Below are 19,554 nucleotides of genomic sequence, written 5' to 3'. Positions count from 1 at the left end.
TTCTCGTTTTCGTATACATTGTCAAAGTAAACCGTTATTAAACAAAATTAGAGGAGGGACTTGCATGAAGGTTTACGTCAATGACAAAGAACTTCGCGAGTACTTTGCCGGGCTGGCGCAGTTGCTGCGGCGTTCCAAGCCCGATGAGCAACCCTGTGAAGCGGAAGCTGGCAACGGCAAGACGATTCGCCATTTGTTGCGCGAAGAATTGTATTCCCCGGAATTTGCCTGCTTCCTTCAACGAGCGCTGGCGAATTCCTGTTCACCGTTCCGCCAAGTGCTGCGGTGCTATCTTGAACAGGAAGTTGAAATAGGGACGAATGCGGGCGCCATTACAGGTTTGCTGCAAAAAGTCGGACAGGATTACGTGAAAATCGAAGAATCGTCGGGAACGCATGTGTATCTCCCGGTGGACAAAATCGTTTCCATTCAAGCAGGTTAGGAGGAATGAACCGATGACATTTGCGGAAGAATTGCGGGACTTGATCGGCAGTACGGTCGAAGTGGTGACAGAATTGCAGGTCGTGACCGGAGTGTTGACCGATGTGCAGGCAGACAGCCTGACGGTGCAGACAGCCGGGGCAGTCGGTTACGGCTATGGCAATGGACAAGAAGTCGTTTTCCAGTTGGCGAACGTCACTTATGTCCGAGCCGTTTAAGGGTGTTGTATAAAATGAACAGAAAGCGCTTGTCTGTCATTGTGCTGCATACAGCAGAAAATACGCGTACCAGCAAGCTTATTGCCAATTGTTTGCGGCTGGACCCAGCGGAGGTGATTTTTGTCACCCCGAAGCCCGATCAGGCGAGAGAGGAGTGGAAAAGCGATCCTCGCGTCCAGGTGATCGAGCAGCCTTTCCGCTTGTTTATGGGCTGGACAGTTGGCGCCAAAAGAGCGACGGGCAACACCCTGCTCTTTATACCCACAGATGACGAATGGGACCAAGCGGCGTTGCAACGGTTTTTGATGCCGATCTTGTATCAACAGGCCGATGCTGTGTTGGCCAAAGAGGATCATCGGCGCAACGCTGGGCGTAAATTGCTTGTGCAAGCATGGGGCCAGTTGCTGAACGGGTTGACCGGCAGCATGCAGTTGCAGACCGCTTCTCTCTATCTGGCTCCCTTCGCTTTAACCAAAGAGGCAGTGCAGCGCATCGGCGAGGCGCATTTGGCAAATCCAGCAGCGTTTCACTATAAGTTATGCAACAGCGGCCTGTCTGTCGTTTCCCAAATGATCGATCTAGGCAGGGCGAAGCCATACTCTCCCCGGTTGTACGGCTGCCTGCATACGGAGTTGTCTGCGTATGAAAAGGAACTGATCGGCGATCATTTGGCGGTGATTGGACACTTGCCGCCGCGCGGAGCCTTTTCAGATGGGGGAAGAAAGCGGGCATGGATCAATCGACTGGAACGCAATCCGGCCGCACTTTCATTCTCTTTTCAACAAGGGCGCAGCTTTGTCCGCCGAGAGCTTTACCAAGGAAAAAGGCTGTCAGTCATCATCCCGGCTTGCAATGAAGCAGCGACGATTCAGCAAGTCATCGGGGAAGCGGCTCAGATCGAACCAGCGGAAATCATTGTGGTGGCAAACGGTTCAACAGACCAGACGGCGGCATTGGCCCGGCAGGCGGGCGCCAGCACGCTGGAGCTTTCTGTTCCTTTGGGCGTCGATTGCGGTCGAGCGCTCGGCGCGAAGTATGCCACGGGAGAGTTGCTGCTGTTCGTTGACGCCGATTTTGCCATTCCCGCCAGCGACTTGTATCCGTTCGCGCTGGCGCTGTCACAAGGAATCGATCTTGCCTTAAATGATACCAACTATTATCCGCCGGCACATATCGCCAAAACAACCAGCTTGGCAGCGCGTTATGCGCTGAATGCCCTGATTGGCCGAACGGATCTTGGGGTGAGTTCCATGTTAACCGTTCCGTTCGGATTAAACAAAAACGCGTTGGAGGCGATTGGCTGGCCCCGGCTGATCTGCCCGCCGCTGGCACAAACGGCGCTGTCGTTGGCGGGTTGTGCCATTTCACATGCGCATCGCGTCGAAATTGATCGGCTGAATCGCTTTCGCCCAGAAAAACATTTGACGGTCGACACGCTGTCCCTGGCGGCGGAACAGATCGTCGGAGATCATATGGAGGCGTTCCAGTATTTTTATAAAAAACAGGAAGTTTACGGCATTCTGGAGCATTAGGTGGTGTGGAAACATGGAGCGAGCCAGAACGAAAGGACTGGTCAGCATCGTAATTACGAATTATAACAGAGCTCCCTATCTGACCGAATGTTTGGACAGTTTGCTCAATCAGTCATACCCCCATTGGGAAATTATTTTTGTCGATGATGCGTCTACGGACAATTCGGTGCAAGTAGTGGAACAATGGCTCGAGCAAAATCGTGGTCAATTTACGCCCGATCAATCTTTGCTGTTGCTCCCCTTGCCCCGCAATGTCGGTTTTTCCGGAGCGTTGACGACCGGTTTTTTTCTCGCGAACGGGGAGTTTATCGCTGTCCAGGATTCCGATGATTACTCGGATCCGCAAAGGCTGCAAAAACAGGTGCAATTTTTGCGGGACCATCCGCAAATTCAGTTGGTTGGCAGCAATTACGCCTATTTCTCTGACCAGGAGCCGAGCGTGAAAAAAACGGCATCATGGATCAAATATGGCGATGAAATAGCGCGGGTTTATGCCAACGGCGGCCATTGTGTCTGCCATGGAACGATCTTGTTTCACGGCAGCTTGTTCGACCAAATCGGCGGTCCGACGAGAAGAATCGGCGGAGCGGAAGACTACGAGTTTATTGTGAAGTGTTTGAATGCCAAAGCAAAAATTGAGAATGTGCCGGAAGTTCTGTACTATTACCGGCGTCACGAAAACCAAAGGTCGCGCATTTATTACGGAAAAAAAAGGGGGTAATGCCATGCTTGAAAGCCCAGCTCGAATCTTGATGGTTATGGATAGCTTGGATATGGGCGGTACGGAAACACATGTGCTGAGTTTAAGCAAAGTTTTGCGGGAGCTAGGCGGTGAATTGTATTACCTGGGAGCCGATGGACCGTTCCGCGAAGCATTTGTCAATGCGGGCTTTCAGGTACACCTGACAGACAGCCAGCTAAATCTTTTGCCGGCGGATCATTCTCCCACCATCAAACGGTTCGGGGATCTGATCAGGCAGGCCAACATTGATGTGGTGCATGTTCATCAAACTCCTTCGGGATTGCTGGCGGCAGCGGCTGCCAAACAACAGGGGGTGCCAGTCGTGTTTACTTTGCACGGCACCTACTATCCCCGGGCGGAGGCAATCAAACTGGCACAAATGAGCGATGCCGCGATCAGCGTAAGCAAGCCGGTCCAGCGATTTTGGCAAAAAGCGCAGATTGTCTCCCAAGTCATTCCGAATGGGATCGATCCTGCTTCGTTTGCACCGGTCTCGGCGGAAGAAGCGGCCAAAATCAAAGGCGAATTGCAGCTGACCGATGACGCTACGATTATCACCTACGTCAGTCGTCTGGCCTGGGGCAAAGCAACCGTTTGTGATATGGTCATGCGCGCGGTGAAAAGTATCGCTGCCGACATCAGCCATCTTCATTTGCTAATTGTCGGGGCTGGCGCGGAATTCAAGCGGATACAGTCGATCGCCCAATCGATCAACCGCTCCTTTGAAAAACCGTTAATCCAGTTGATTGGTGAACAAGCCGATGTTCGTCCCTTTTATGGCCTCAGCACCATTATCGTCGGCACAGGCCGTGTGGCGCTGGAAGCGATGGCTTGCGGAAAACCGGTCTTGGCCGTGGGAAACCATGGTTTTTTTGGACTGGTCACACCGGACAACTATACTCTGGCTTGGGAGCAATATTTCGGAGACCATGATTCCCGGCAAAAAACCTCGATCAAATTACTCGCCGATGGTTTGCGGGAGGCGCTGGCCGAACCGGTGTTGCTGGCAGATGCGGGAGCTCGCGGCCGGGAGTGGATCAGCCAGACGTTTCCGATCCAACGAATTGGACAGGAACTGATGGATGTCTATCGGCTCGTCATGACAGGACAGCAGGGGAAGGGAGGGAGAGCATGAGAAAAATTTTGTATGTTGGCTGGCTTGGTTTTGGAAATTTGGGGGATGAGCTCATGTGGGACATTTTTGCGCAACTGGCTTCGCAATATTTGCCCAGTGCCGACTATCAGCTTATTCCTTCCAGACCCGGAGTAGATTTGCGGGAATTATCCGCATACGACACCGTTGTGCTGGGCGGCGGCTCGCTGCTTATTCCGGGTTATCTCGATGTAGCGCATCGGGCGATCGAACAAAAAAAACGTGTGCTCGTCTGGGGGACGGGCCACGATCGATTGGACAAAATTGAGGTGGATTCGAGCGGCAAACTGCTGACCGATTTGTCCCGCGACCAAGCTCGCTTCGGCAAGATGCTGGCGGAAATCAAGCAGGAGGCCGGTTACTTTCAGGTGCGCGGTCCGTTAACCTCGCAGTATATGGAGCAACTTGGCACCTCGCCGGACGGGATCAGCGGCGACCCCGGCCTGCTGTTGCCAACGTCAATGTCCAAACTGGCGATTGACCAGAGTCAAGAACGGGTGATTGGCATCAATTGGGGCACGTCTTACAACAAAATTTATGGCCAGGATGAGGCAAAGGTGGAGGATGCTTTGGCCGCTGCCGCACAAGCATTGATTGAACACGGATACCGGGTGCACTTGTTTACGATGTGGGGACCGGACCGGGAGGCTAACAAACGGTTGTACGAAAAAATTGGCCGGCCGCAGCAAACCGTTCTCGATTTGACTTTGTATAACCATCCGGCTATGGCCGCCTTGCTTCGGCGGTTTGCAGCCACTGTGAACTTCAAGCTGCACGCCAATGTGATCAGCGCGGCAGTCGGCACTCCGTTTGTTTGCCTGGGCTATCGGTTTAAATCGCTTGATTTTGCCTATTCCCTCGGTTTGCCGCAATCGCTAGTGTTAACCGATCATCCGCAACTTTCCGCGACCATTGCGCAAACGGTTTTGCAGATGATTGCCAAGCGGCAGGAAATCAAAGAGCGATTGGCTTCTTGCCAGGCGGCCACGGCAACTCGGCTGGCAACGCCGTTTCGCCAAAAACTGCTCTAAGCATGGAAGCTGGTTTTGGTAGTTGGAAAGGTGCGCAGGCGGCTAGTCAACTGGTAGCCAGCTGGCGCATCTTTCTTGCGTTTCAAATTAGGTTATCGGCTTTGCGCAGCTTGCCCTTGACGATACAATAGCCAGCCGGCCAGCAGGAAGAGCAGGGCTGCCAGATCATATGCCAGATCATAATGCAGTTGATAGGGGCCAGGCTTGACGTGGTGGATCTGCAGCAGATGATGATCGATAATTCCCTCCAACAAATTAAAACTGCCTCCTCCTAACAGCAATCCGCCCCAAAAAATACCGCCATGAACATGGTGATCGCCTTTCCACAAAAACAGCCCGGAAATAAAAATAATTCCGGTAACCAACAGATGAAACAGGCCATCGCTGACGATTTGATGAAAACGATCGGTTGGCATATAGACGCTGTGCCATTGCAGCAGCTGATGGAAAACGATACCGTCCAGCATGCCGATCAAGCCGACGCCAAACAAAAACGCGCCCATAAAAATTCGCTTCACCGCAATTCGCTCCCTTCGTCTCACTACCGTTTAGTCTCCCCAGCTTCGTGTTCGAGTAGACCAGATGACATGGGTGAGACCATAAAAAAAGGTTGCCGACCATTTCGACAACCTGACCACGAAGCGGGAACGCAACTTACTTAAACAGGGGCCAGTTCTGGTGCCTTCAGATGCAAAGGCGGAGGGATTAACCAGCCTTTTTCTTTTGTCAGACGCAGAGTGCGCAACCCAAATTGAGCTTTATTGGTATGGAAGTCCATAAACATGGCAGGAACATCTTCGCGCACAGATTGTCCAATAATTTGACTGCAAGCAACCAGACCAGCGGCCAACTCCGAACCGAGTGCTGTTGCAATTTCATTATCATTAAAGCGGGCGCCAACCGGAATGTTCTCCAAGGCGGCTTTCGGTCGGTCCGGAGGGGTAGGCGGCAGAGCAACACCGTTTGCTTTCAGCAGCTCTTCGACTTGTGCGATTTCTTTTTTTTGCGTTTGGATCATGTCTTCCAGCAATGCCTTCAAATCTTTGTCTCCGGCATGATTGAGGAAAGTTTGGCAGTTGGCCATCATCGCTTTGGCCGTAAAGAGATAGGTCCACATTCCGAATACTTCGCCGTAATGCAACGGCTCGTCTTTGGGGTTACCGCTTAAAATACCCATCATTGATCCCTCCAGGTTAGGCAGATTTACATAATCGCTCCTTACTTTCTTCAGCATTTGCAACTTGCGGCGATTTTACTTTGGAATTTTTTAACGGTCTGTACGAGTGGGGGGCAAAATAAAAAGGTTGCCGATTTCTCGACAACCTTGACCGCCTGAAGCGGCGTTTTTATATGGCAACGGGATAGCGCGTGCGCCGCTCCCGTAAACGTTACAGAACGGTGTGCATTACCAGCTTGCCTTTTTCACGCCGGGAATTTGCCCTTTATATGCAAGTTCACGGAAACAAATACGGCAAAGTTTAAACTTCCGCAAAACCGAATGCGGTCGACCGCATCGTTCACAGCGTGTGTACTCCTGCACTTTAAATTTCGGCCGTTTTGTTTTCACAATCAAAGATGTTTTTGCCATAACTCCCTCCCGTATACTTGTTAATGGATTCTTGCTATTGTTAGAGTAGCAAGTTCTTAATAATAACATTTTGTCTTCCCATTGCCTAGAGGGAAAGAAAGGAAAAGGTATGGTGCAAGTATTGTTTGTATGTCTGGGGAATATTTGCCGTTCCCCGATGGCTGAAGCGGTCTTCCGGCAAATGGTGCAAGCGGCGGGCCTGTCTGAGCAAATTCGCGTCGATTCAGCAGGATTGGGCGATTGGCATGCCGGCGAACCGCCTCATCATGGAACAAAGAAGGTTTTACGGGATCGGGGAATCCGGCATGACGATTTGCGGGCAAGGCAGATTGAGCGGGGCGATTTTGAGACATTTACTTATATTTTGTGCATGGATGATCAAAACTTGGCCGGTTTAAAAAAGCTCGCGCCTGAAGCGAACCACATCTGCAAGTTGCTTGATTTTGCCCCTGAGCTGGACGAACGGGAAGTGGAAGATCCTTATTATACAGGCAGATTTGAACATGTTTATCAATTGATCGAGCAGGGCTGTCGCGGGTTGCTGCAGAAAATTTGCCAAGATCACGGGTTTACCGCAAAACCGTAGCAGTCAGTTTTCCCTTCCCAGAAGGGCGAAGAACGGAGTCGAAGCAAAAAGCTTATCTACAACAAAGTCAATTTGCCTTCAGTCTGAACCGCCTTCCAACAAAGGCGGTTCGTACGTCTCAAGGGCAATGTGTTGGCTTGCATGAGAAAGCGGGCGACTGGGAAAATCTAACTTTAAACCAATTGCGAAACCGAATCGCCGTTTTGTCCAAATACTCTTTGTGGGACGTGTATGTTTGCAGCCAACATGTTTTGCAAAGAGATTTTATTTTGCGTTGGAATCCATTGACAAAACAGTAATACCCGATCTATTTTATATATGAGCATATGTTCATATATAAGGAGAAGTGTCTTATGTACCGAAACAAGCAAGAACTGCTGCCTGACGAAACAATCGAAGCGGTTTCCCAAATTTTCAAAGCGCTCTCTGACCCTACGCGAATCAAAATATTGCATCTTTTGTCCCAACAGGAATGTTCAGTGAACCATCTGGCGGAAGTGCTGGGGATATCCCAATCGGCTGTTTCCCACCAATTGAGTTTTTTGCGAACGATCAGGCTGGTGAAATATCGGAGAGAAGGCGTGGTCATCATCTATTCCTGTAATGACAGCCACGTCATTTCTTTATTGCATCAGGCGATCCACCATGCTGAACATGATTAGGGGGGATTTTTTTGCTTCATCATCATGGACATTCACATAAACATGATCACGACCATCATGGTCACTGTCATCATCATCATCATCACCATCATCACAGTGTCGAGGGGAACAAGAAAGGCTTAATCATCGCCTTGAGCATTACTGCCGGAATTATGATCCTGGAGTTTTTTGGCGGTTTGTTGACCGACAGCTTGGCATTGCTGTCCGATTCAGGCCACATGTTAAGCGACACGGGTTCATTGGTGCTTAGCTTGATCGCCATCCATTTCGCCATGAAGCCGCCCTCCCCGAATAAAACGTACGGTTTTTACCGTTTTGAGATCTTGGCAGCCCTGTTGAACGGTGTCACTTTGTTCATCGTGGCCTGGTTTATCATCTGGGAAGCCTGCCACCGGTTTTTTGCTCCCCCAACGGTTTCCAGCGGCTCGATGATGGCGATTGCCGCGGTAGGTTTGCTGGCCAACCTTCTCAGTGCGTGGTCGCTGATCCGAAAAGGAGATGTCCAATCGAATCTCAACCTGCGCAGCGCCTACCTTCACATTATCGGGGATGCTTTGGGATCTGTCGGCGCGATCCTGGCCGGCTTGGTGATGTGGTTGTTTGACTGGTACATTGCCGATCCGATCATCAGCGTTCTCGTCGCCCTGTTAATACTAAAAGGAGCTTGGGAGGTAATGAAAAACACGGTTCACATCTTAATGGAAGGAACGCCGGTGTCGATCAGCCAAGCTGAAGTCAAACAGGCGTTGCAAAGTATCGAAGGTGTTAAAGACGTTCACGATTTACACATCTGGACGATCACATCCGGTATGGATTCGCTCAGTTGCCATCTGCTCGTCGATGATCAGAGCGACTGCTTTGCGATTTTGCAAGAAGCGATCCGGATCAGCGAGAAGGAGTTTCGCATTCTGCATACGACGATCCAAATTGAAAACTCGCAAATCAATCATATGGAATTGAAAGTTTAAGAGGGACGATTCACCCAATGCCATGGAGCTAGACAAATACGACGATAGGATGGTACCACGATATGCAAGTAAGTGTGCTTGATCTTGCGCCTGTTTTTCCCGGAACAACACCGCAACAGGCATTGCAGCAGTCGCTTATACTGGCGCAAACCGCCGAACGATCCGGCTATATCCGGTATTGGGTGGCGGAACACCACGACATGGTTCATGTGGCTTCAGCTTCTCCCGAAGTGTTGCTGGCCTATATTGGCGCCCACACAAACAGCATCCGGCTCGGTTCGGGCGCTGTCCTGCTGCCCTATTACAAACCGATCAAAGTGGCGGAAGCTTTTCATATGTTGGCTGCATTGTTTCCCGGACGGATCGACCTTGGAATCGGTCGTGCTCCCGGGGGATCGGCTCATGTTTCTATGGCGTTGAGCGATTCTTATCTGGCACAAGTCAGACGAATGCCTGAACTGGTGAGGGATTTGTCTCTTTTGCTCGCCAATCGGTTTGCCGTGGAAGGGGAAGAGGTGAGGGCACGTCCGCTTCCCCCTGTTGCGCCGCAGTTATGGTTGCTGGGTACCCATGTCAAAAGTGCGCAGTATGCCGCAGAACAAGGAGCGGGGTATGTCTTTGGCCAGTTCATGAGTGACGACGACGGCAAAGAGATTGTCCAATCCTATCGCAGCCAATACAAGCCATCCGTTTTAAACCAGCAGCCAAAAGCGATCATCGCGGTCAGCGTGATCTGTGCGGAGACGGAAGCGGAAGCACGCTCGCTCGCGGAACATGCAAGGAGCTGGGGGGCGGCTGTCAGCGGCGGAGCGGTAAATGGGCCGCAAGAGCGACAAAAAACGATCGTGGGGACGCCGCAGCAAGTGAAAGAGAAGCTGCAGCAATACGAAGCCGACATGGGGGTCGATGAGTTTATGATCGTATCGATGCTGCCCGACTATGAAAAAAGGCTGCGGTCCTACAAGCTGTTGGCGGAAGCTGTTTACGACAAGAAACATTGACTCGAACCGCAGCCACCTTTTTAGTTGATCGAATCTGCAGGGAAGGTGAGACCGATCTGTTTGCGCGCTTCGTCCATGACGCGCATGGTGGCCAAGGAACGCTCATGGGAATTGGTCGAAGACTGAAGTTGGCCGGTTTTGATCAACTGGATGAATTCCCTGACTTCATACATCATTTCTTGACTTGCTTGCGGACGGGAAATGTCTTCCGTCCGCCCGTCGCGATAACGGATCTCCACGTGCTGCGGCCGGTGAATTTTGTCAATGACGATGCTGCCCTGTTCACCCTGAATTTCGGAAGGAAGGGCGGAATCGGTAATCTTTGAGTGCTGAATAACCGTTTCCATCTCCTCGTACTTCAGCAAAAGGCTGCCTTGCCCATCGACGCCCGATGGCAACATCAGCGCGTTTGCCTTGACGGATAATGGTTCGCCAAACAGGACGATCGATGGATAGATGCAATAGACGCCAATGTCCATCAGCGAACCGTTGGACAATTCCGGGTTAAAAGCATTTAACACCGTTCCGGCTTTTAGTGCATCGTATCGGGAGGAATATTGACAAAAGGTAGAAAGAAAACGGCGAATCGGGCCGATTTTCGGCAAATGCTCCACAATCGCCTGAAAGCTGGGCAGCATTGTCGATTTCATCGCTTCCATCAGCGCGACTCGCTTGGCGCGGGAGGTGGCGATCATTTTTTCCAACTCGCCCGCATGGGAAGCAATCGGTTTTTCACACAATACATGCTTGCCATGTTCCATGAACAGGATTGCCTGCTCGGCATGCAGCGAATTGGGGCTGGCGATATAAACGGCGTCGATCGCGTCGGACTTGGCCATTTGCTCAAGATCGGTGAACAAATGGGTGACGCCATATGGTTCGGCAAACTGACGAGCTCGTTGGGCCGTTCGCGAGTAGACAGCCGTTAACGCAAAATCTTCCACCAGACTGGCCGCCTGGATAAATCGTTCGGTGATGAAATTGGTTCCGATCACACCAAATCTGACCATACTTTGCCTCCTTATGTACGACTACTTCGATCATACTACCTTTTGCCGGGATGAGAAATAGGAGAAACCGCCGGGAAAGCATCGGTCAGAGTTTGCCAAAAGGGAACATAATGATTATTATGTTAACAAAAATATTGCAACTATGACAGTCCCATGAACTTTTGCTCGTTTTGACCTTCCAGCTCGGGGCAACTCTTTCAGGGGCGTGGCACTTCCGTTACAATAGGGAAGTGTGTTACATTGGTTGTTGGAGGTTGCCATGGAGACAAACATTACACTTTTTCTGGCGTTCGGCGCCGGATTTCTTTCATTTATTTCGCCTTGCTGTTTACCGCTTTATCCATCCTTTCTGTCGTATATTACCGGGGTGACGATCGATGAGGTAAGAAAGGGAAAAACCGTTTTTCGTAAACATGCCCTTTTACATACCTTATTTTTTATCATCGGTTTTTCCATCGTGTTTTTCGCTCTCGGGATCTCAACTTCCTGGCTGGGCAGTCTGTTTCACGCCCATCAAGATTTGATTCGCCAACTGGGGGGCATACTATTGGTAGTAGTCGGTCTGATCATGGTTGGCGTGTTCAAAATGGAGTGGATGATGCGGACCTGGAAAGTCGATTTTAAATCTCGCCCGATCGGCTATACCGGTTCCATTTTGGTTGGAATTACTTACGCCGCCGGCTGGACTCCTTGCGTAGGACCGATTTTGTCAGGGATTATCGTGCTCGGGGTGACTGACCCTACGCGGGCGCTTTCCTATACACTGGCTTATACTGTCGGTTTTGCCGTTCCATTTTTTCTGATGACGTTTTTTATCAGCAAGGTGAGCGCGATTGTCAAATACTCCGACCACTTGATGAAAGTCGGCGGAGGGATTATGATCCTGTTCGGAATTTTGCTTTATACCGACAAATTTACTGACATCACCCGTGTGTTAATTCGCCTTTATGGAGGATTCACGGGATTCTGAACGAGGTGAAGGCATGAAAAAACTGTTTCTGCTGCTGTTTGTAGTTGGACTGACTTGCTTGACGATGTACAGACCTGAGGTATTAGACGTGTTCAGCCGTCAGAGCGCAGTTCTGGAGATCGGCAACAGGGCACCCGAGTTTGCCTTGACCGGATTGGACCAAAATACCTACCAACTGGCAGGACCGCGGGATAAGCCGCTGGTGCTTAATTTTTGGGCTTCCTGGTGCGGTCCATGCCAAGGGGAGGCTCCGCATTTGCGGGAGTTGTACCTGCAGCATAAACAAGACCTCGATTTTTATGCGATCAATGTAACCAGTGACGATCATTTGGCCGATGCCAAAAAATTTGTCGAGCAGTTCAAGCTGCCGTTTCCCATCCCGTTGGACGAGCAAGGGGAGGTGGCCAAGCTGTACCAGGTGCGAGCTTATCCGACCACTTTTCTGATTGATCGCCAGGGGAAAATCCATCAACGGATTATCGGCATGATTGACCCGCAGACGTTTGAAAAAGAGTTGCAGGAATTGATCGCTTTGCCATAAAGTCAAAAAGGTTGGGCAAAGCAACGTCCGCTAAGACAGAAGCACGGAGAAAAACCATGCTTCTGTCTTTTTTTGTGCATTCCGGATCACTGGCAAGTTTGGTGAATTTGTAACGTATTCAAAATTATTGTAAAATAGAGGGAAATAGCTCGCTGTTTCAGCGTTTTATAGCCTCTCCTTTCTTCTAGGAGTAAGCTTCGTCTGGTTTTTAATCGTTCAAAAAATCCGGAAGCACAACGAAAAAGAGTAGGAGTGATAAAAGAGTGAACACAGCGCTTACTTTTTTGAATTTCGACGGTACCCTGAAAAGACAGAAACGGTTAACCTGCTATGCGGGAGAATGGATCGACTTCTCCGACCTCAGCAGTACACAGGGGTATTGTGCCCCAAGCTCCTTGCAGAAAATTCAAAGAAGGCTGCAAAACAGAAAAAACAAAGGGATCACCTTTATTGGCAACGGAAATTACCATTATGTGACCTATTTGCTGTTGGCAGAGTTGAATCAACCATTCTCGCTCCTCCTATTTGATCATCACAGCGACCTTTCCCCCATGGACGATCTGTCCATCATCTCATGCGGTTCCTGGGTCAGCTTTGCCTTAAAAACCTTGCCGATGCTGCAACGCGTCGTCATCATCGGTGCCCATTCGCAGGCAAAGCAAATCGTACAAACATCACCCAAAGTGACAATTATATCCGAACAAGAAATCAACCAATGGCAGCTGGCGACAGTAGAAGCGCGGTTGCGCCTACTGTTGCAGAATGAGCCTGTTTATATCAGCGTGGACAAAGATGTGCTGGATGAAAAAAGCGCAGTGACCAACTGGGATCAAGGGAGTATGAATTTGCGGCAATTGTTGTATTTGATCAGAGATTTGCGGCAAAGCAACGCGATTTTAGGGGTTGATGTTTGTGGAGAATTGCCCCTGTCTCCGCTCGATTTCTTTTCAGTCGAGGTCATCGAGCAAATCCAGAAAAACGAACGGGCCAACCGTGCGATAGTGGAAGTTATTTCTGCCAGCTGAGCGAAACGGCGATTGCTTTCTTGCCGCCGTTCGGGTATGTTGCAAGCAGGGGAAATGGAGGCGGAAAGCATGCCGGACAAACTCGACGCGGAAGAACATGGACTGATTTTGTTTGATGGAATCTGCAATTTTTGCAATGGCTGGGTCAATTTTTTGCTAAAACACGATCGGGCGGGCTATTTTCGCTTTGCTCCGCTGCAGTCTGCGGCTGCGCAAAGGGTGCTGCAAACGCATCGATTGCCGCAAGACCAGCTCGCTTCCGTTATCTTGATCGAAGGAGGGCGATGCTTTGTGGAATCGGATGCGGTAATCCGGATTTGCCGGAGATTGCCGGGCGTTTGGAAGCTGTTTGCGATTTTGCGGTTCATCCCGCGCAGCTGGCGAGACGGCGCCTATCGCTGGGTGGCCAGGCACCGCTATCGGCTGTTTGGCCAGCGCGAACGTTGCATGATTCCGACACCCGAGGTGAGGAACCGATTTTTGAACGAGGACTAACAGGGCGCTTCCCTCGGAATGATTGAAGCGCTCGCTTCGTTATGCTATGCTTACTTCAGATTAAGCAGCATCGGCAGACGGACGATGCGAAGAGGAGAATCCATCATGCGACCTTTGCAAATTTCAGCGGAAACGGCAGTAAAATTGGCGGAACAGCTGAACATCCCATTGGAACAGCTAATGCATATGCCGCAGCATATCTTGATGAAGAAACTGGCGGAAGCGGCAGCCAAGGAAAAACAGGAGAATCAGGAATGAGCGGTTTGCGTCTGGCCGTGGCAGTTAGGAATCACCGGGAAGCAAAAACTCTGCTTTGCCATGGTCAGCGCTGTGGGGAAGCGGGGTTCTTTTTTTGCTTCCCGTTTTTTTCCTCCAAATTCCGCTCTCGTCGGTTGGCGCAGCGACGCGAATCGCATATAATGAGATTGTAACAACGGAGGACACAGACGATGCACTACTACGGCAATGAAACCATTATGTCGCTGGAACAGGTCTTGCGGTTAAAACCGAATGAAGTACGCATTTTGGAATGGGTGCGTACCTACGAATATTTGGAGAATCAGTACGGTCTTGATGACCCCGTCAATGAATTTTTGGAAATAAAATGCGTGGCGGAGGGTGTCCTCGTGCGCAAAAATCGGATTACCGAGTTTCCGGAATACGAGTGTCTGGAAGAACGCTTGCTGGCAGATGCGGAAGAAGCGTTGGCGATTTTGCAGGAATGGGCGACAGAAATATTGCAACGATTGGCAAGCGAGTGACAGAAAAGAATATTGACAGAAAATGTTTGCTGTGCTATATTAAAAAAGCAGTCACGAAATGATTGCCGGTGTAGCTCAATCGGTAGAGCACCTGACTTGTAATCAGGGGGTTGTGGGTTCAATTCCTATCGCCGGCACCAGTGAATCGTTCAAATATGGGGAGATAGCGAAGAGGCTAAACGCGGCAGACTGTAAATCTGCTCCCTATGGGTTCGGCGGTTCGAATCCGTCTCTCCCCACCATGTTTTCTTTTTGCCGGTATGGCGGAATTGGCAGACGCGCGCGACTCAAAATCGTGAGGGAAACCGTGGGGGTTCAAGTCCCTCTACCGGCACCAGAGTAATACCTTTGCGGGTGTAGTTCAATGGTAGAACTCCAGCTTCCCAAGCTGGCGGCGTGGGTTCGATTCCCATCACCCGCTCCATATGTAAAAATCGGACAAACCTTGAGCGCTCAAGGTTTTTTGTTGTTTCTGGGGAGAGGCAGCTTTTACAATATTTGTTGGAAGCGGAGGGATTGCGATGTGCGGACGATTCACACTGATCACCGATTCAGACCAACTGCAAATGCGCTTCGACCTGGAAACGACTCCCTTTACATTGCAAGCGCGTTACAACATTGCCCCGGGTCAGTTGATTCCAGCGATTCTTGAGGATCGAGGGCAGCGCCGGATCGGACAACTGAGATGGGGATTGGTGCCGTCCTGGGCGCAAGATGAAAAGATTGGATACAAACTGATCAATGCGCGTGCCGAAACAGTAGAGCAGAAGCCTGCCTTTAAGCGACTGTTTGAGCGAAAACGCTGCATCATTCCGGCAGACGGTTTTTATGAATGGAAGCAGGGTGAACATGGCAAGCAACCGATGCGGATTATGCTGAAAAGCGGAGAGCTTTTTGCATTTGCCGGTCTGTTTGACACATGGACCCGGCCAGATGGTCAAAAGATCCACACTTGCACGATCATTACCACGCAGCCTAATGAAGTGGTCAAAGACATCCATGACCGGATGCCGGTCATTTTACGAAAAGAAGATGAAGCTATTTGGCTGAACCGCGAAATATATGATGCTGAATCGCTGCGAGCTCTGCTCGTTCCTTATGCTCCTGAAGCGATGAGAGCTTACCCCGTATCAGCGATCGTAGGAAACCCGCAACACGATCAACCGGAATGTATCGCGGAAGCGGCAGATCGAGTATAACGATGAGGCAAGAGCTAGAGAAAGCGATTTTCTCGTGTAAGGAAACGGCCGATAGTTATTGAAAAAAAAGCCCTGCGCAGAGGGCTTTTTTGCTTGATTAGCTGTAAACGAGCTCTTTTGGCAAACCTGGGCTATTTTCGCTTTCAAGTTCCGGCAGTTGCGGTACGGGAGCCCCTGCAGGCGGTTCGACGACGGATAACGTTCCCCCGTTCCGGCTAGGCGAAGGGCCGGAGAATATATCTGCGATGCGGGTCGGATCAAGTCTGAAATTATATTGGACATTATGCAGACCTGCGTCCATATATTTTCGGCACTCCGGATATTTGCTCAGATCGATTTCCGGAATCGGAATCACTTTGCCCCAATTGACCCCCAGCGTTTCCAATGCCTTGGTAAAGGCATTTTGATGGGCATGGTCGCGAACCATCAAGAAGGCGAGTGTTTCACGGAAAGTTTTGTTTGTGCTCATTTCATAAAGTCGGGATTTTTGCAAGGTTCCGGTCGATTCGAGGACGACGTTGTCAAGCAAGTCGCTGATCAGGTTGCCATGACTGTACACCCAGGAGCCATTCCAGGGGTTGCCGGCAGCATCGACAGGCAGTGAACTTTGGGCACCGATAATAAAATGATGCGGATTGGCGCTATTGACGGCATTCGTTAAAGGAGCGCTTTCATCATTTTGCGGAGCGTCGCCAGAGCCGGTGAGCAGCTGGTTGATCGTATGTTGAACAAGCTCAACGTGGCTCAGCTCTTCGATAAAAATCCCTTTGATCAGATCGCGGTACTGCGTAGCGGACCCGCGAAAGTTGGCGCTTTGAAACGAAAATTGCATCATCGTACGCATTTCCCCAAAGTGTCCGCCGAGAATTTCTTGCAAGACGCGTGCGGCTTGCGGATCGGGTTGATCAGGAAGGACAGGGTTGATCAATTTTTCACTATAATAAAACAAGTTCTCACTCCTCATTTTCTTGGATGTTCTGTCAGGCTTTAGCTTGTGTTGATTGGCTTCTGCCTATGCGAAGAGTGTGATCAACGCATCTGTGGTTTTATTTGGAAAGACAGTCGAGCAATAAAAACCAACAGATTTATCTGAAATAAACAAGAAAAATAGTGATATACAAACAAAAACAGACTATAATAGATACAATAACAGAAACAAATAAAAGTAAAAAAGACAATCAAACGATACGCAAAATTATCAGAAAATACAGAAATAATAAACAAAATGTAAAGCGCTTACATTTTGTCTCGACACATTTGCGTCCAGTTGAACGATTTTTGCGAAGGAGGACACGACTATGACATTGCGGCCACACGTGCTAAAGATGCTCGAACAAACCGATTCGACTCAGGAACCGGAAACCGTTCAAGATCTCATCAAAAGCAGGGGGAAATTGCTTCAACATTTGCCGCCGCTGGAGTTGAGGCCGATAGTAGACAAAACCGAAGATTTCAGCATACCAGGTCCGGGCGGAGAAATTCCCGTTCGGATATATACCCCACGATCTGCGGGTCAGCTTCCGCTGTTTGTCTATTTTCACGGCGGGGGATTTGTGGCGGGAAGCATTGAGGAATTTGACCATTTCTGTCGCTGGCTGGCCACGACGACACGGGCAAAAGTGATTTCGGTCGGGTATCGGTTGGCCCCTGAGCATCCGTTTCCAGCCGGTTTAGAGGACTGCTTTGCGGCAGTCAAGTGGGTGGAGCAACACCGGGCGGAACTGAACGGAAAGCCAGGCCAGCTGATCGTCGGCGGCGAGAGTGCGGGCGGCAACCTGGCCGCTGCCGTCGCTTTGCTCGCGCGCGACCAAGAAGCCCCAGCCATCGCCAAGCAAGTATTAATTTATCCTGTCACTGATTGCTTCTCGCTGACGGCACCATGCCCATATTCATCCTATGTCCAGTTCGCGAGTGGCTATCGTTTGACGGCGCGCTCGATGGACTTGTTCTGGAGCGCATACCTGACCAAAAAGGAGGATGCACAAAGCCCTTTCGCTTCGCCAATTCGTGCCCAAGATCTTAGCGGATTGCCGCCAACGCTGGTTTTGACAGCTGAATACGATATCTTGCGGGATGAAGGCGAATCCTATGCGCAACGGCTGAGCGAAGCGGGGGTTCCGGTGTTGATGAAAAGGATTGGCGGGACGATTCACGGATTTGCGCTTGTATTTACCGAACAGCAGGACGGGAGGGAAGCGCTGGATGCGATCGCCGCCTTTGTTGGGGATTGATTCCAAACGATTTGCCATTTTTGAAAGGGAGAGGAGAATTACGGTTGAATTCAAAACATTGGCTGATGAAAGTTTTATCGATGTCGCTGATTGTTTTATTAGCAGCATGCAGTTCACCGGCTGGCAATTCAAGTCAAGCACCCGCTGGTACAAGCGAGGGGACAAAAAAGTACGCGATCATTGGCAGAAGCACGGGAAATCCGTATGTGGAAAAGGAACTGGAAGGATTTAAAAATGCTATCCAGGAACTGGGCGGCGAAGCGATTTTGAAAGCGCCGGAGCAAGCGACTGCAGAAGGACAGATCCAGATGATAGAAGAATTGATATCGCAACAAGTGGCGGTGATTGCGGTTGCTTCCAACGATCAGGATGCACTCCAACCGGCTCTGAAGAAAGCGATGGAGCGGGGGATCAAGGTCCTCTCCCTGGATTCGGCGGTCAATCCGCAAAGCCGCATGGTACACATCAATCAGGCAGATCCAGAACGAATCGGTCGGGTCCAAGTACAGGCGATCGCCCAGATGATCGGCGGCCAAGGTGAAATAGCCGTCTTGAGTGCCACGTCCACGGCGCAAAATCAAAATTTGTGGATCGAATGGATGAAAAAAGAATTGGAACAGCCGCAGTACAAAGAAATAAAACTGGTAAAGGTCGCCTATGGGGATGATTTGCGTGACAAGAGCGTCGCGGAAACGGAAGCTCTGCTGAAGACGTATCCCGATTTGAAAGGGATCATCGCGCCGACAACAGTCGGTATCGCCGCTGCCGGAAAGGTGCTGAGCGATAAAGGATTGCAAGGCAAAGTACAACTTACCGGGCTGGGGTTGCCAAGCGAGATGGCGGAATATATCGACAATGGTGTCTGTCAGTGGATGTACTTGTGGAACCCGGTTGATGTCGGCTATTTGGCCGGTTATGCGGCAGACGCTCTCGTCAAAGGGACGTTGAGCGGCAAGCCGGGAGAGAAATTTTCTGCCGGCCGATTGGGCGAGAAGGAAGTGGTCGCCGATGGAGTCGGCAGCCAGATCATGCTCGGAGATCCATTTAAATTTGACCAGGGCAATATAGCGGAATGGAAAGCGGTCTATTGATCGGAGATCCTTTCGAATTCCGAACTCAAAGAAAAAAACTCTGTAATCTGCAGAGTTTTTTTCTTTAGAAACTAAAATTATATGGTACAGCATGATGCGGTCAATCATGAACTTACTTTGTTGTGTAAAATAAATTCAATAAACGGTCCAGCTGTTGACTGACTTTGATTACTTCAGGATCAGACAGATTCTTATCTTTTGTGATCGAATTTAGAAGTCTGGTGATTTAGGTCAGTTGCAACCATCTCTTCAGCATGAAAAATGAGGAAAACACCCTACCCAACGCCGAAATGAGCAGGTCGGACATTG

25 protein-coding genes and 4 tRNA genes are annotated in these 19,554 nt (G+C 50.2%); 23 read left to right on the top strand and 6 right to left on the bottom strand.

What is annotated here, in order from left to right; translation table 11 throughout:
• Positions 1-64: 64 nt before the first annotated feature.
• Genes JOD01_RS09975 through JOD01_RS19680 form a run of 6 tightly spaced genes read left to right on the top strand, consistent with a single transcriptional unit; the run spans position 65 to position 5,117 of the window.
• Positions 65-442 carry a DUF2642 domain-containing protein gene (locus JOD01_RS09975; protein WP_204518178.1) on the top strand — a complete coding sequence of 126 codons (378 nt, stop codon included), beginning with the start codon at positions 65-67 and terminating at the stop codon, positions 440-442.
• 13 nt (positions 443-455) lie between these two features.
• Positions 456-659 carry a DUF2642 domain-containing protein gene (locus JOD01_RS09970; RefSeq protein WP_204518177.1) on the top strand — a complete coding sequence of 68 codons (204 nt, stop codon included), beginning with the start codon at positions 456-458 and terminating at the stop codon, positions 657-659.
• Positions 660-673: 14 nt separating this feature from the next.
• Positions 674-2,191, top strand: a complete 1,518-nt coding sequence (locus JOD01_RS09965) for a glycosyltransferase (protein ID WP_204518176.1) — start codon at positions 674-676, stop codon at positions 2,189-2,191.
• A 13-nt stretch (positions 2,192-2,204) separates the two neighbouring features.
• On the top strand, positions 2,205-2,912 hold the full coding sequence (locus JOD01_RS09960) for a glycosyltransferase family 2 protein (protein WP_204518175.1): 708 nt from the start codon (positions 2,205-2,207) through the stop codon (positions 2,910-2,912).
• 4 nt (positions 2,913-2,916) lie between these two features.
• Positions 2,917-4,068, top strand: a complete 1,152-nt coding sequence (locus tag JOD01_RS19685; RefSeq protein WP_239565367.1) for a glycosyltransferase family 4 protein — start codon at positions 2,917-2,919, stop codon at positions 4,066-4,068.
• A complete protein-coding gene (locus JOD01_RS19680) occupies positions 4,065-5,117 on the top strand; it encodes a polysaccharide pyruvyl transferase family protein (RefSeq protein WP_239565366.1) in 1,053 nt (350 codons plus the stop codon). Before JOD01_RS19685 ends, JOD01_RS19680 begins: the two co-directional genes overlap by 4 nt.
• Positions 5,118-5,209: 92 nt before the next feature.
• Here the strand turns inward: JOD01_RS19680 and JOD01_RS09950 are convergent, their stop codons facing one another.
• The 3 genes from JOD01_RS09950 to JOD01_RS09940 all read right to left on the bottom strand — a co-directional run bounded on the left by JOD01_RS09950 (position 5,210) and on the right by JOD01_RS09940 (position 6,705).
• Positions 5,210-5,620, bottom strand: coding sequence for a DUF2243 domain-containing protein (locus JOD01_RS09950; protein ID WP_239565380.1), 411 nt, complete (start codon positions 5,618-5,620; stop codon positions 5,210-5,212).
• Positions 5,621-5,775: 155 nt separating this feature from the next.
• Entirely contained in the window at positions 5,776-6,294 is a 519-nt protein-coding gene (locus JOD01_RS09945) for a DUF3231 family protein (protein WP_204518174.1), read from the bottom strand.
• A 228-nt stretch (positions 6,295-6,522) separates the two neighbouring features.
• Entirely contained in the window at positions 6,523-6,705 is a 183-nt protein-coding gene (locus JOD01_RS09940) for a type Z 30S ribosomal protein S14 (protein WP_204518173.1), read from the bottom strand.
• 109 nt (positions 6,706-6,814) lie between these two features.
• Between JOD01_RS09940 and JOD01_RS09935 the strand changes: the two genes are divergently transcribed.
• The 4 genes from JOD01_RS09935 (at position 6,815) to JOD01_RS09920 (ending at position 9,922) form a co-directional block, all read left to right on the top strand.
• Positions 6,815-7,291 carry a low molecular weight protein-tyrosine-phosphatase gene (locus tag JOD01_RS09935; protein ID WP_204518172.1) on the top strand — a complete coding sequence of 159 codons (477 nt, stop codon included), beginning with the start codon at positions 6,815-6,817 and terminating at the stop codon, positions 7,289-7,291.
• A 353-nt stretch (positions 7,292-7,644) separates the two neighbouring features.
• Complete coding sequence (locus JOD01_RS09930) at positions 7,645-7,953, top strand: ArsR/SmtB family transcription factor (protein WP_204518171.1); 309 nt, start codon at positions 7,645-7,647, stop codon at positions 7,951-7,953.
• 11 nt (positions 7,954-7,964) lie between these two features.
• Positions 7,965-8,921 (top strand): cation diffusion facilitator family transporter, encoded by a 957-nt coding sequence (locus JOD01_RS09925; RefSeq protein ID WP_204518170.1) that lies wholly within the window; start codon positions 7,965-7,967, stop codon positions 8,919-8,921.
• Between the two features lie 62 nt (positions 8,922-8,983).
• Positions 8,984-9,922: an LLM class flavin-dependent oxidoreductase gene (locus tag JOD01_RS09920; protein WP_204518169.1), complete on the top strand. Its 939-nt coding sequence runs from the start codon at positions 8,984-8,986 to the stop codon at positions 9,920-9,922.
• Positions 9,923-9,942: 20 nt separating this feature from the next.
• Here JOD01_RS09920 and JOD01_RS09915 read toward each other — a convergent pair whose 3' ends face one another.
• Positions 9,943-10,932, bottom strand: a complete 990-nt coding sequence (locus tag JOD01_RS09915; protein WP_204518168.1) for a Gfo/Idh/MocA family protein — start codon at positions 10,930-10,932, stop codon at positions 9,943-9,945.
• A gap of 259 nt (positions 10,933-11,191) precedes the next feature.
• Here JOD01_RS09915 and JOD01_RS09910 point away from each other — a divergent pair, with 259 nt between their 5' ends.
• The 11 genes from JOD01_RS09910 (at position 11,192) to JOD01_RS09860 (ending at position 15,923) form a co-directional block, all read left to right on the top strand.
• Entirely contained in the window at positions 11,192-11,902 is a 711-nt protein-coding gene (locus tag JOD01_RS09910; protein WP_204518167.1) for a cytochrome c biogenesis CcdA family protein, read from the top strand.
• Positions 11,903-11,915: 13 nt separating this feature from the next.
• A complete protein-coding gene (locus JOD01_RS09905) occupies positions 11,916-12,443 on the top strand; it encodes a TlpA family protein disulfide reductase (protein ID WP_204518166.1) in 528 nt (175 codons plus the stop codon).
• Between the two features lie 263 nt (positions 12,444-12,706).
• The gene (locus JOD01_RS09900; protein ID WP_204518165.1) at positions 12,707-13,468 is read left to right on the top strand and encodes an arginase family protein; all 762 of its coding nucleotides are present in this window, start codon (positions 12,707-12,709) and stop codon (positions 13,466-13,468) included.
• 69 nt (positions 13,469-13,537) lie between these two features.
• Entirely contained in the window at positions 13,538-13,963 is a 426-nt protein-coding gene (locus JOD01_RS09895; protein WP_204518164.1) for a thiol-disulfide oxidoreductase DCC family protein, read from the top strand.
• 105 nt (positions 13,964-14,068) lie between these two features.
• The gene (locus JOD01_RS09890; protein WP_204518163.1) at positions 14,069-14,221 is read left to right on the top strand and encodes a YycC family protein; all 153 of its coding nucleotides are present in this window, start codon (positions 14,069-14,071) and stop codon (positions 14,219-14,221) included.
• Between the two features lie 191 nt (positions 14,222-14,412).
• Complete coding sequence (locus JOD01_RS09885) at positions 14,413-14,724, top strand: hypothetical protein (protein WP_204518162.1); 312 nt, start codon at positions 14,413-14,415, stop codon at positions 14,722-14,724.
• A gap of 64 nt (positions 14,725-14,788) precedes the next feature.
• Positions 14,789-14,864 (top strand) — tRNA-Thr (locus JOD01_RS09880).
• A 17-nt stretch (positions 14,865-14,881) separates the two neighbouring features.
• Positions 14,882-14,966, top strand: a tRNA-Tyr gene (locus tag JOD01_RS09875).
• A gap of 12 nt (positions 14,967-14,978) precedes the next feature.
• Positions 14,979-15,061 (top strand) — tRNA-Leu (locus JOD01_RS09870).
• Positions 15,062-15,074: 13 nt separating this feature from the next.
• A tRNA-Gly gene (locus tag JOD01_RS09865) sits at positions 15,075-15,148 on the top strand.
• A 97-nt stretch (positions 15,149-15,245) separates the two neighbouring features.
• Complete coding sequence (locus JOD01_RS09860; RefSeq protein WP_204518161.1) at positions 15,246-15,923, top strand: SOS response-associated peptidase; 678 nt, start codon at positions 15,246-15,248, stop codon at positions 15,921-15,923.
• A 97-nt stretch (positions 15,924-16,020) separates the two neighbouring features.
• Here JOD01_RS09860 and JOD01_RS09855 read toward each other — a convergent pair whose 3' ends face one another.
• A complete protein-coding gene (locus JOD01_RS09855) occupies positions 16,021-16,872 on the bottom strand; it encodes a manganese catalase family protein (RefSeq protein ID WP_204518160.1) in 852 nt (283 codons plus the stop codon).
• A 349-nt stretch (positions 16,873-17,221) separates the two neighbouring features.
• Here JOD01_RS09855 and JOD01_RS09850 point away from each other — a divergent pair, with 349 nt between their 5' ends.
• On the top strand, positions 17,222-18,154 hold the full coding sequence (locus JOD01_RS09850) for an alpha/beta hydrolase (RefSeq protein ID WP_204518159.1): 933 nt from the start codon (positions 17,222-17,224) through the stop codon (positions 18,152-18,154).
• A 44-nt stretch (positions 18,155-18,198) separates the two neighbouring features.
• Entirely contained in the window at positions 18,199-19,245 is a 1,047-nt protein-coding gene (rhaS, locus tag JOD01_RS09845) for a rhamnose ABC transporter substrate-binding protein (protein WP_239565365.1), read from the top strand.
• Between the two features lie 112 nt (positions 19,246-19,357).
• Here rhaS and JOD01_RS20040 read toward each other — a convergent pair whose 3' ends face one another.
• Positions 19,358-19,450: an aspartyl-phosphate phosphatase Spo0E family protein gene (locus tag JOD01_RS20040; protein ID WP_420829082.1), complete on the bottom strand. Its 93-nt coding sequence runs from the start codon at positions 19,448-19,450 to the stop codon at positions 19,358-19,360.
• Between the last annotated feature and the right edge of the window lie 104 nt (positions 19,451-19,554).

Source organism: Brevibacillus fulvus (assembly GCF_016908525.1).
Taxonomy (GTDB): Bacteria; Bacillota; Bacilli; order Brevibacillales; family Brevibacillaceae; genus Brevibacillus_G; species Brevibacillus_G fulvus.
The sequence above is the reverse complement of the archived record's forward strand: the minus strand, read 5'-3'. Positions and strand labels throughout refer to the sequence as shown.

Bases quoted from the DNA above. Each gene is read 5' to 3' on its own strand.
- JOD01_RS09885 (WP_204518162.1), top strand. From the start codon at position 14,413: ATGCACTACTACGGCAATGAAACCATTATGTCGCTGGAACAGGTCTTG.
- JOD01_RS09860 (WP_204518161.1), top strand. From the start codon at position 15,246: ATGTGCGGACGATTCACACTGATCACCGATTCAGACCAACTGCAAATG.
- JOD01_RS19685 (WP_239565367.1), top strand. From the start codon at position 2,917: ATGCTTGAAAGCCCAGCTCGAATCTTGATGGTTATGGATAGCTTGGAT.
- JOD01_RS09965 (WP_204518176.1), top strand. From the start codon at position 674: ATGAACAGAAAGCGCTTGTCTGTCATTGTGCTGCATACAGCAGAAAAT.
- JOD01_RS19680 (WP_239565366.1), top strand. From the start codon at position 4,065: ATGAGAAAAATTTTGTATGTTGGCTGGCTTGGTTTTGGAAATTTGGGG.
- JOD01_RS09940 (WP_204518173.1), bottom strand. From the start codon at position 6,705: ATGGCAAAAACATCTTTGATTGTGAAAACAAAACGGCCGAAATTTAAA.
- JOD01_RS09890 (WP_204518163.1), top strand. From the start codon at position 14,069: ATGCGACCTTTGCAAATTTCAGCGGAAACGGCAGTAAAATTGGCGGAA.
- JOD01_RS09920 (WP_204518169.1), top strand. From the start codon at position 8,984: ATGCAAGTAAGTGTGCTTGATCTTGCGCCTGTTTTTCCCGGAACAACA.
- JOD01_RS09905 (WP_204518166.1), top strand. From the start codon at position 11,916: ATGAAAAAACTGTTTCTGCTGCTGTTTGTAGTTGGACTGACTTGCTTG.
- JOD01_RS09970 (WP_204518177.1), top strand. From the start codon at position 456: ATGACATTTGCGGAAGAATTGCGGGACTTGATCGGCAGTACGGTCGAA.
- JOD01_RS09935 (WP_204518172.1), top strand. From the start codon at position 6,815: ATGGTGCAAGTATTGTTTGTATGTCTGGGGAATATTTGCCGTTCCCCG.
- JOD01_RS09975 (WP_204518178.1), top strand. From the start codon at position 65: ATGAAGGTTTACGTCAATGACAAAGAACTTCGCGAGTACTTTGCCGGG.
- JOD01_RS09945 (WP_204518174.1), bottom strand. From the start codon at position 6,294: ATGGGTATTTTAAGCGGTAACCCCAAAGACGAGCCGTTGCATTACGGC.
- JOD01_RS09950 (WP_239565380.1), bottom strand. From the start codon at position 5,620: ATGGGCGCGTTTTTGTTTGGCGTCGGCTTGATCGGCATGCTGGACGGT.
- JOD01_RS09915 (WP_204518168.1), bottom strand. From the start codon at position 10,932: ATGGTCAGATTTGGTGTGATCGGAACCAATTTCATCACCGAACGATTT.
- JOD01_RS09895 (WP_204518164.1), top strand. From the start codon at position 13,538: ATGCCGGACAAACTCGACGCGGAAGAACATGGACTGATTTTGTTTGAT.
- JOD01_RS09960 (WP_204518175.1), top strand. From the start codon at position 2,205: ATGGAGCGAGCCAGAACGAAAGGACTGGTCAGCATCGTAATTACGAAT.
- JOD01_RS09850 (WP_204518159.1), top strand. From the start codon at position 17,222: ATGACATTGCGGCCACACGTGCTAAAGATGCTCGAACAAACCGATTCG.
- JOD01_RS09910 (WP_204518167.1), top strand. From the start codon at position 11,192: ATGGAGACAAACATTACACTTTTTCTGGCGTTCGGCGCCGGATTTCTT.
- JOD01_RS09930 (WP_204518171.1), top strand. From the start codon at position 7,645: ATGTACCGAAACAAGCAAGAACTGCTGCCTGACGAAACAATCGAAGCG.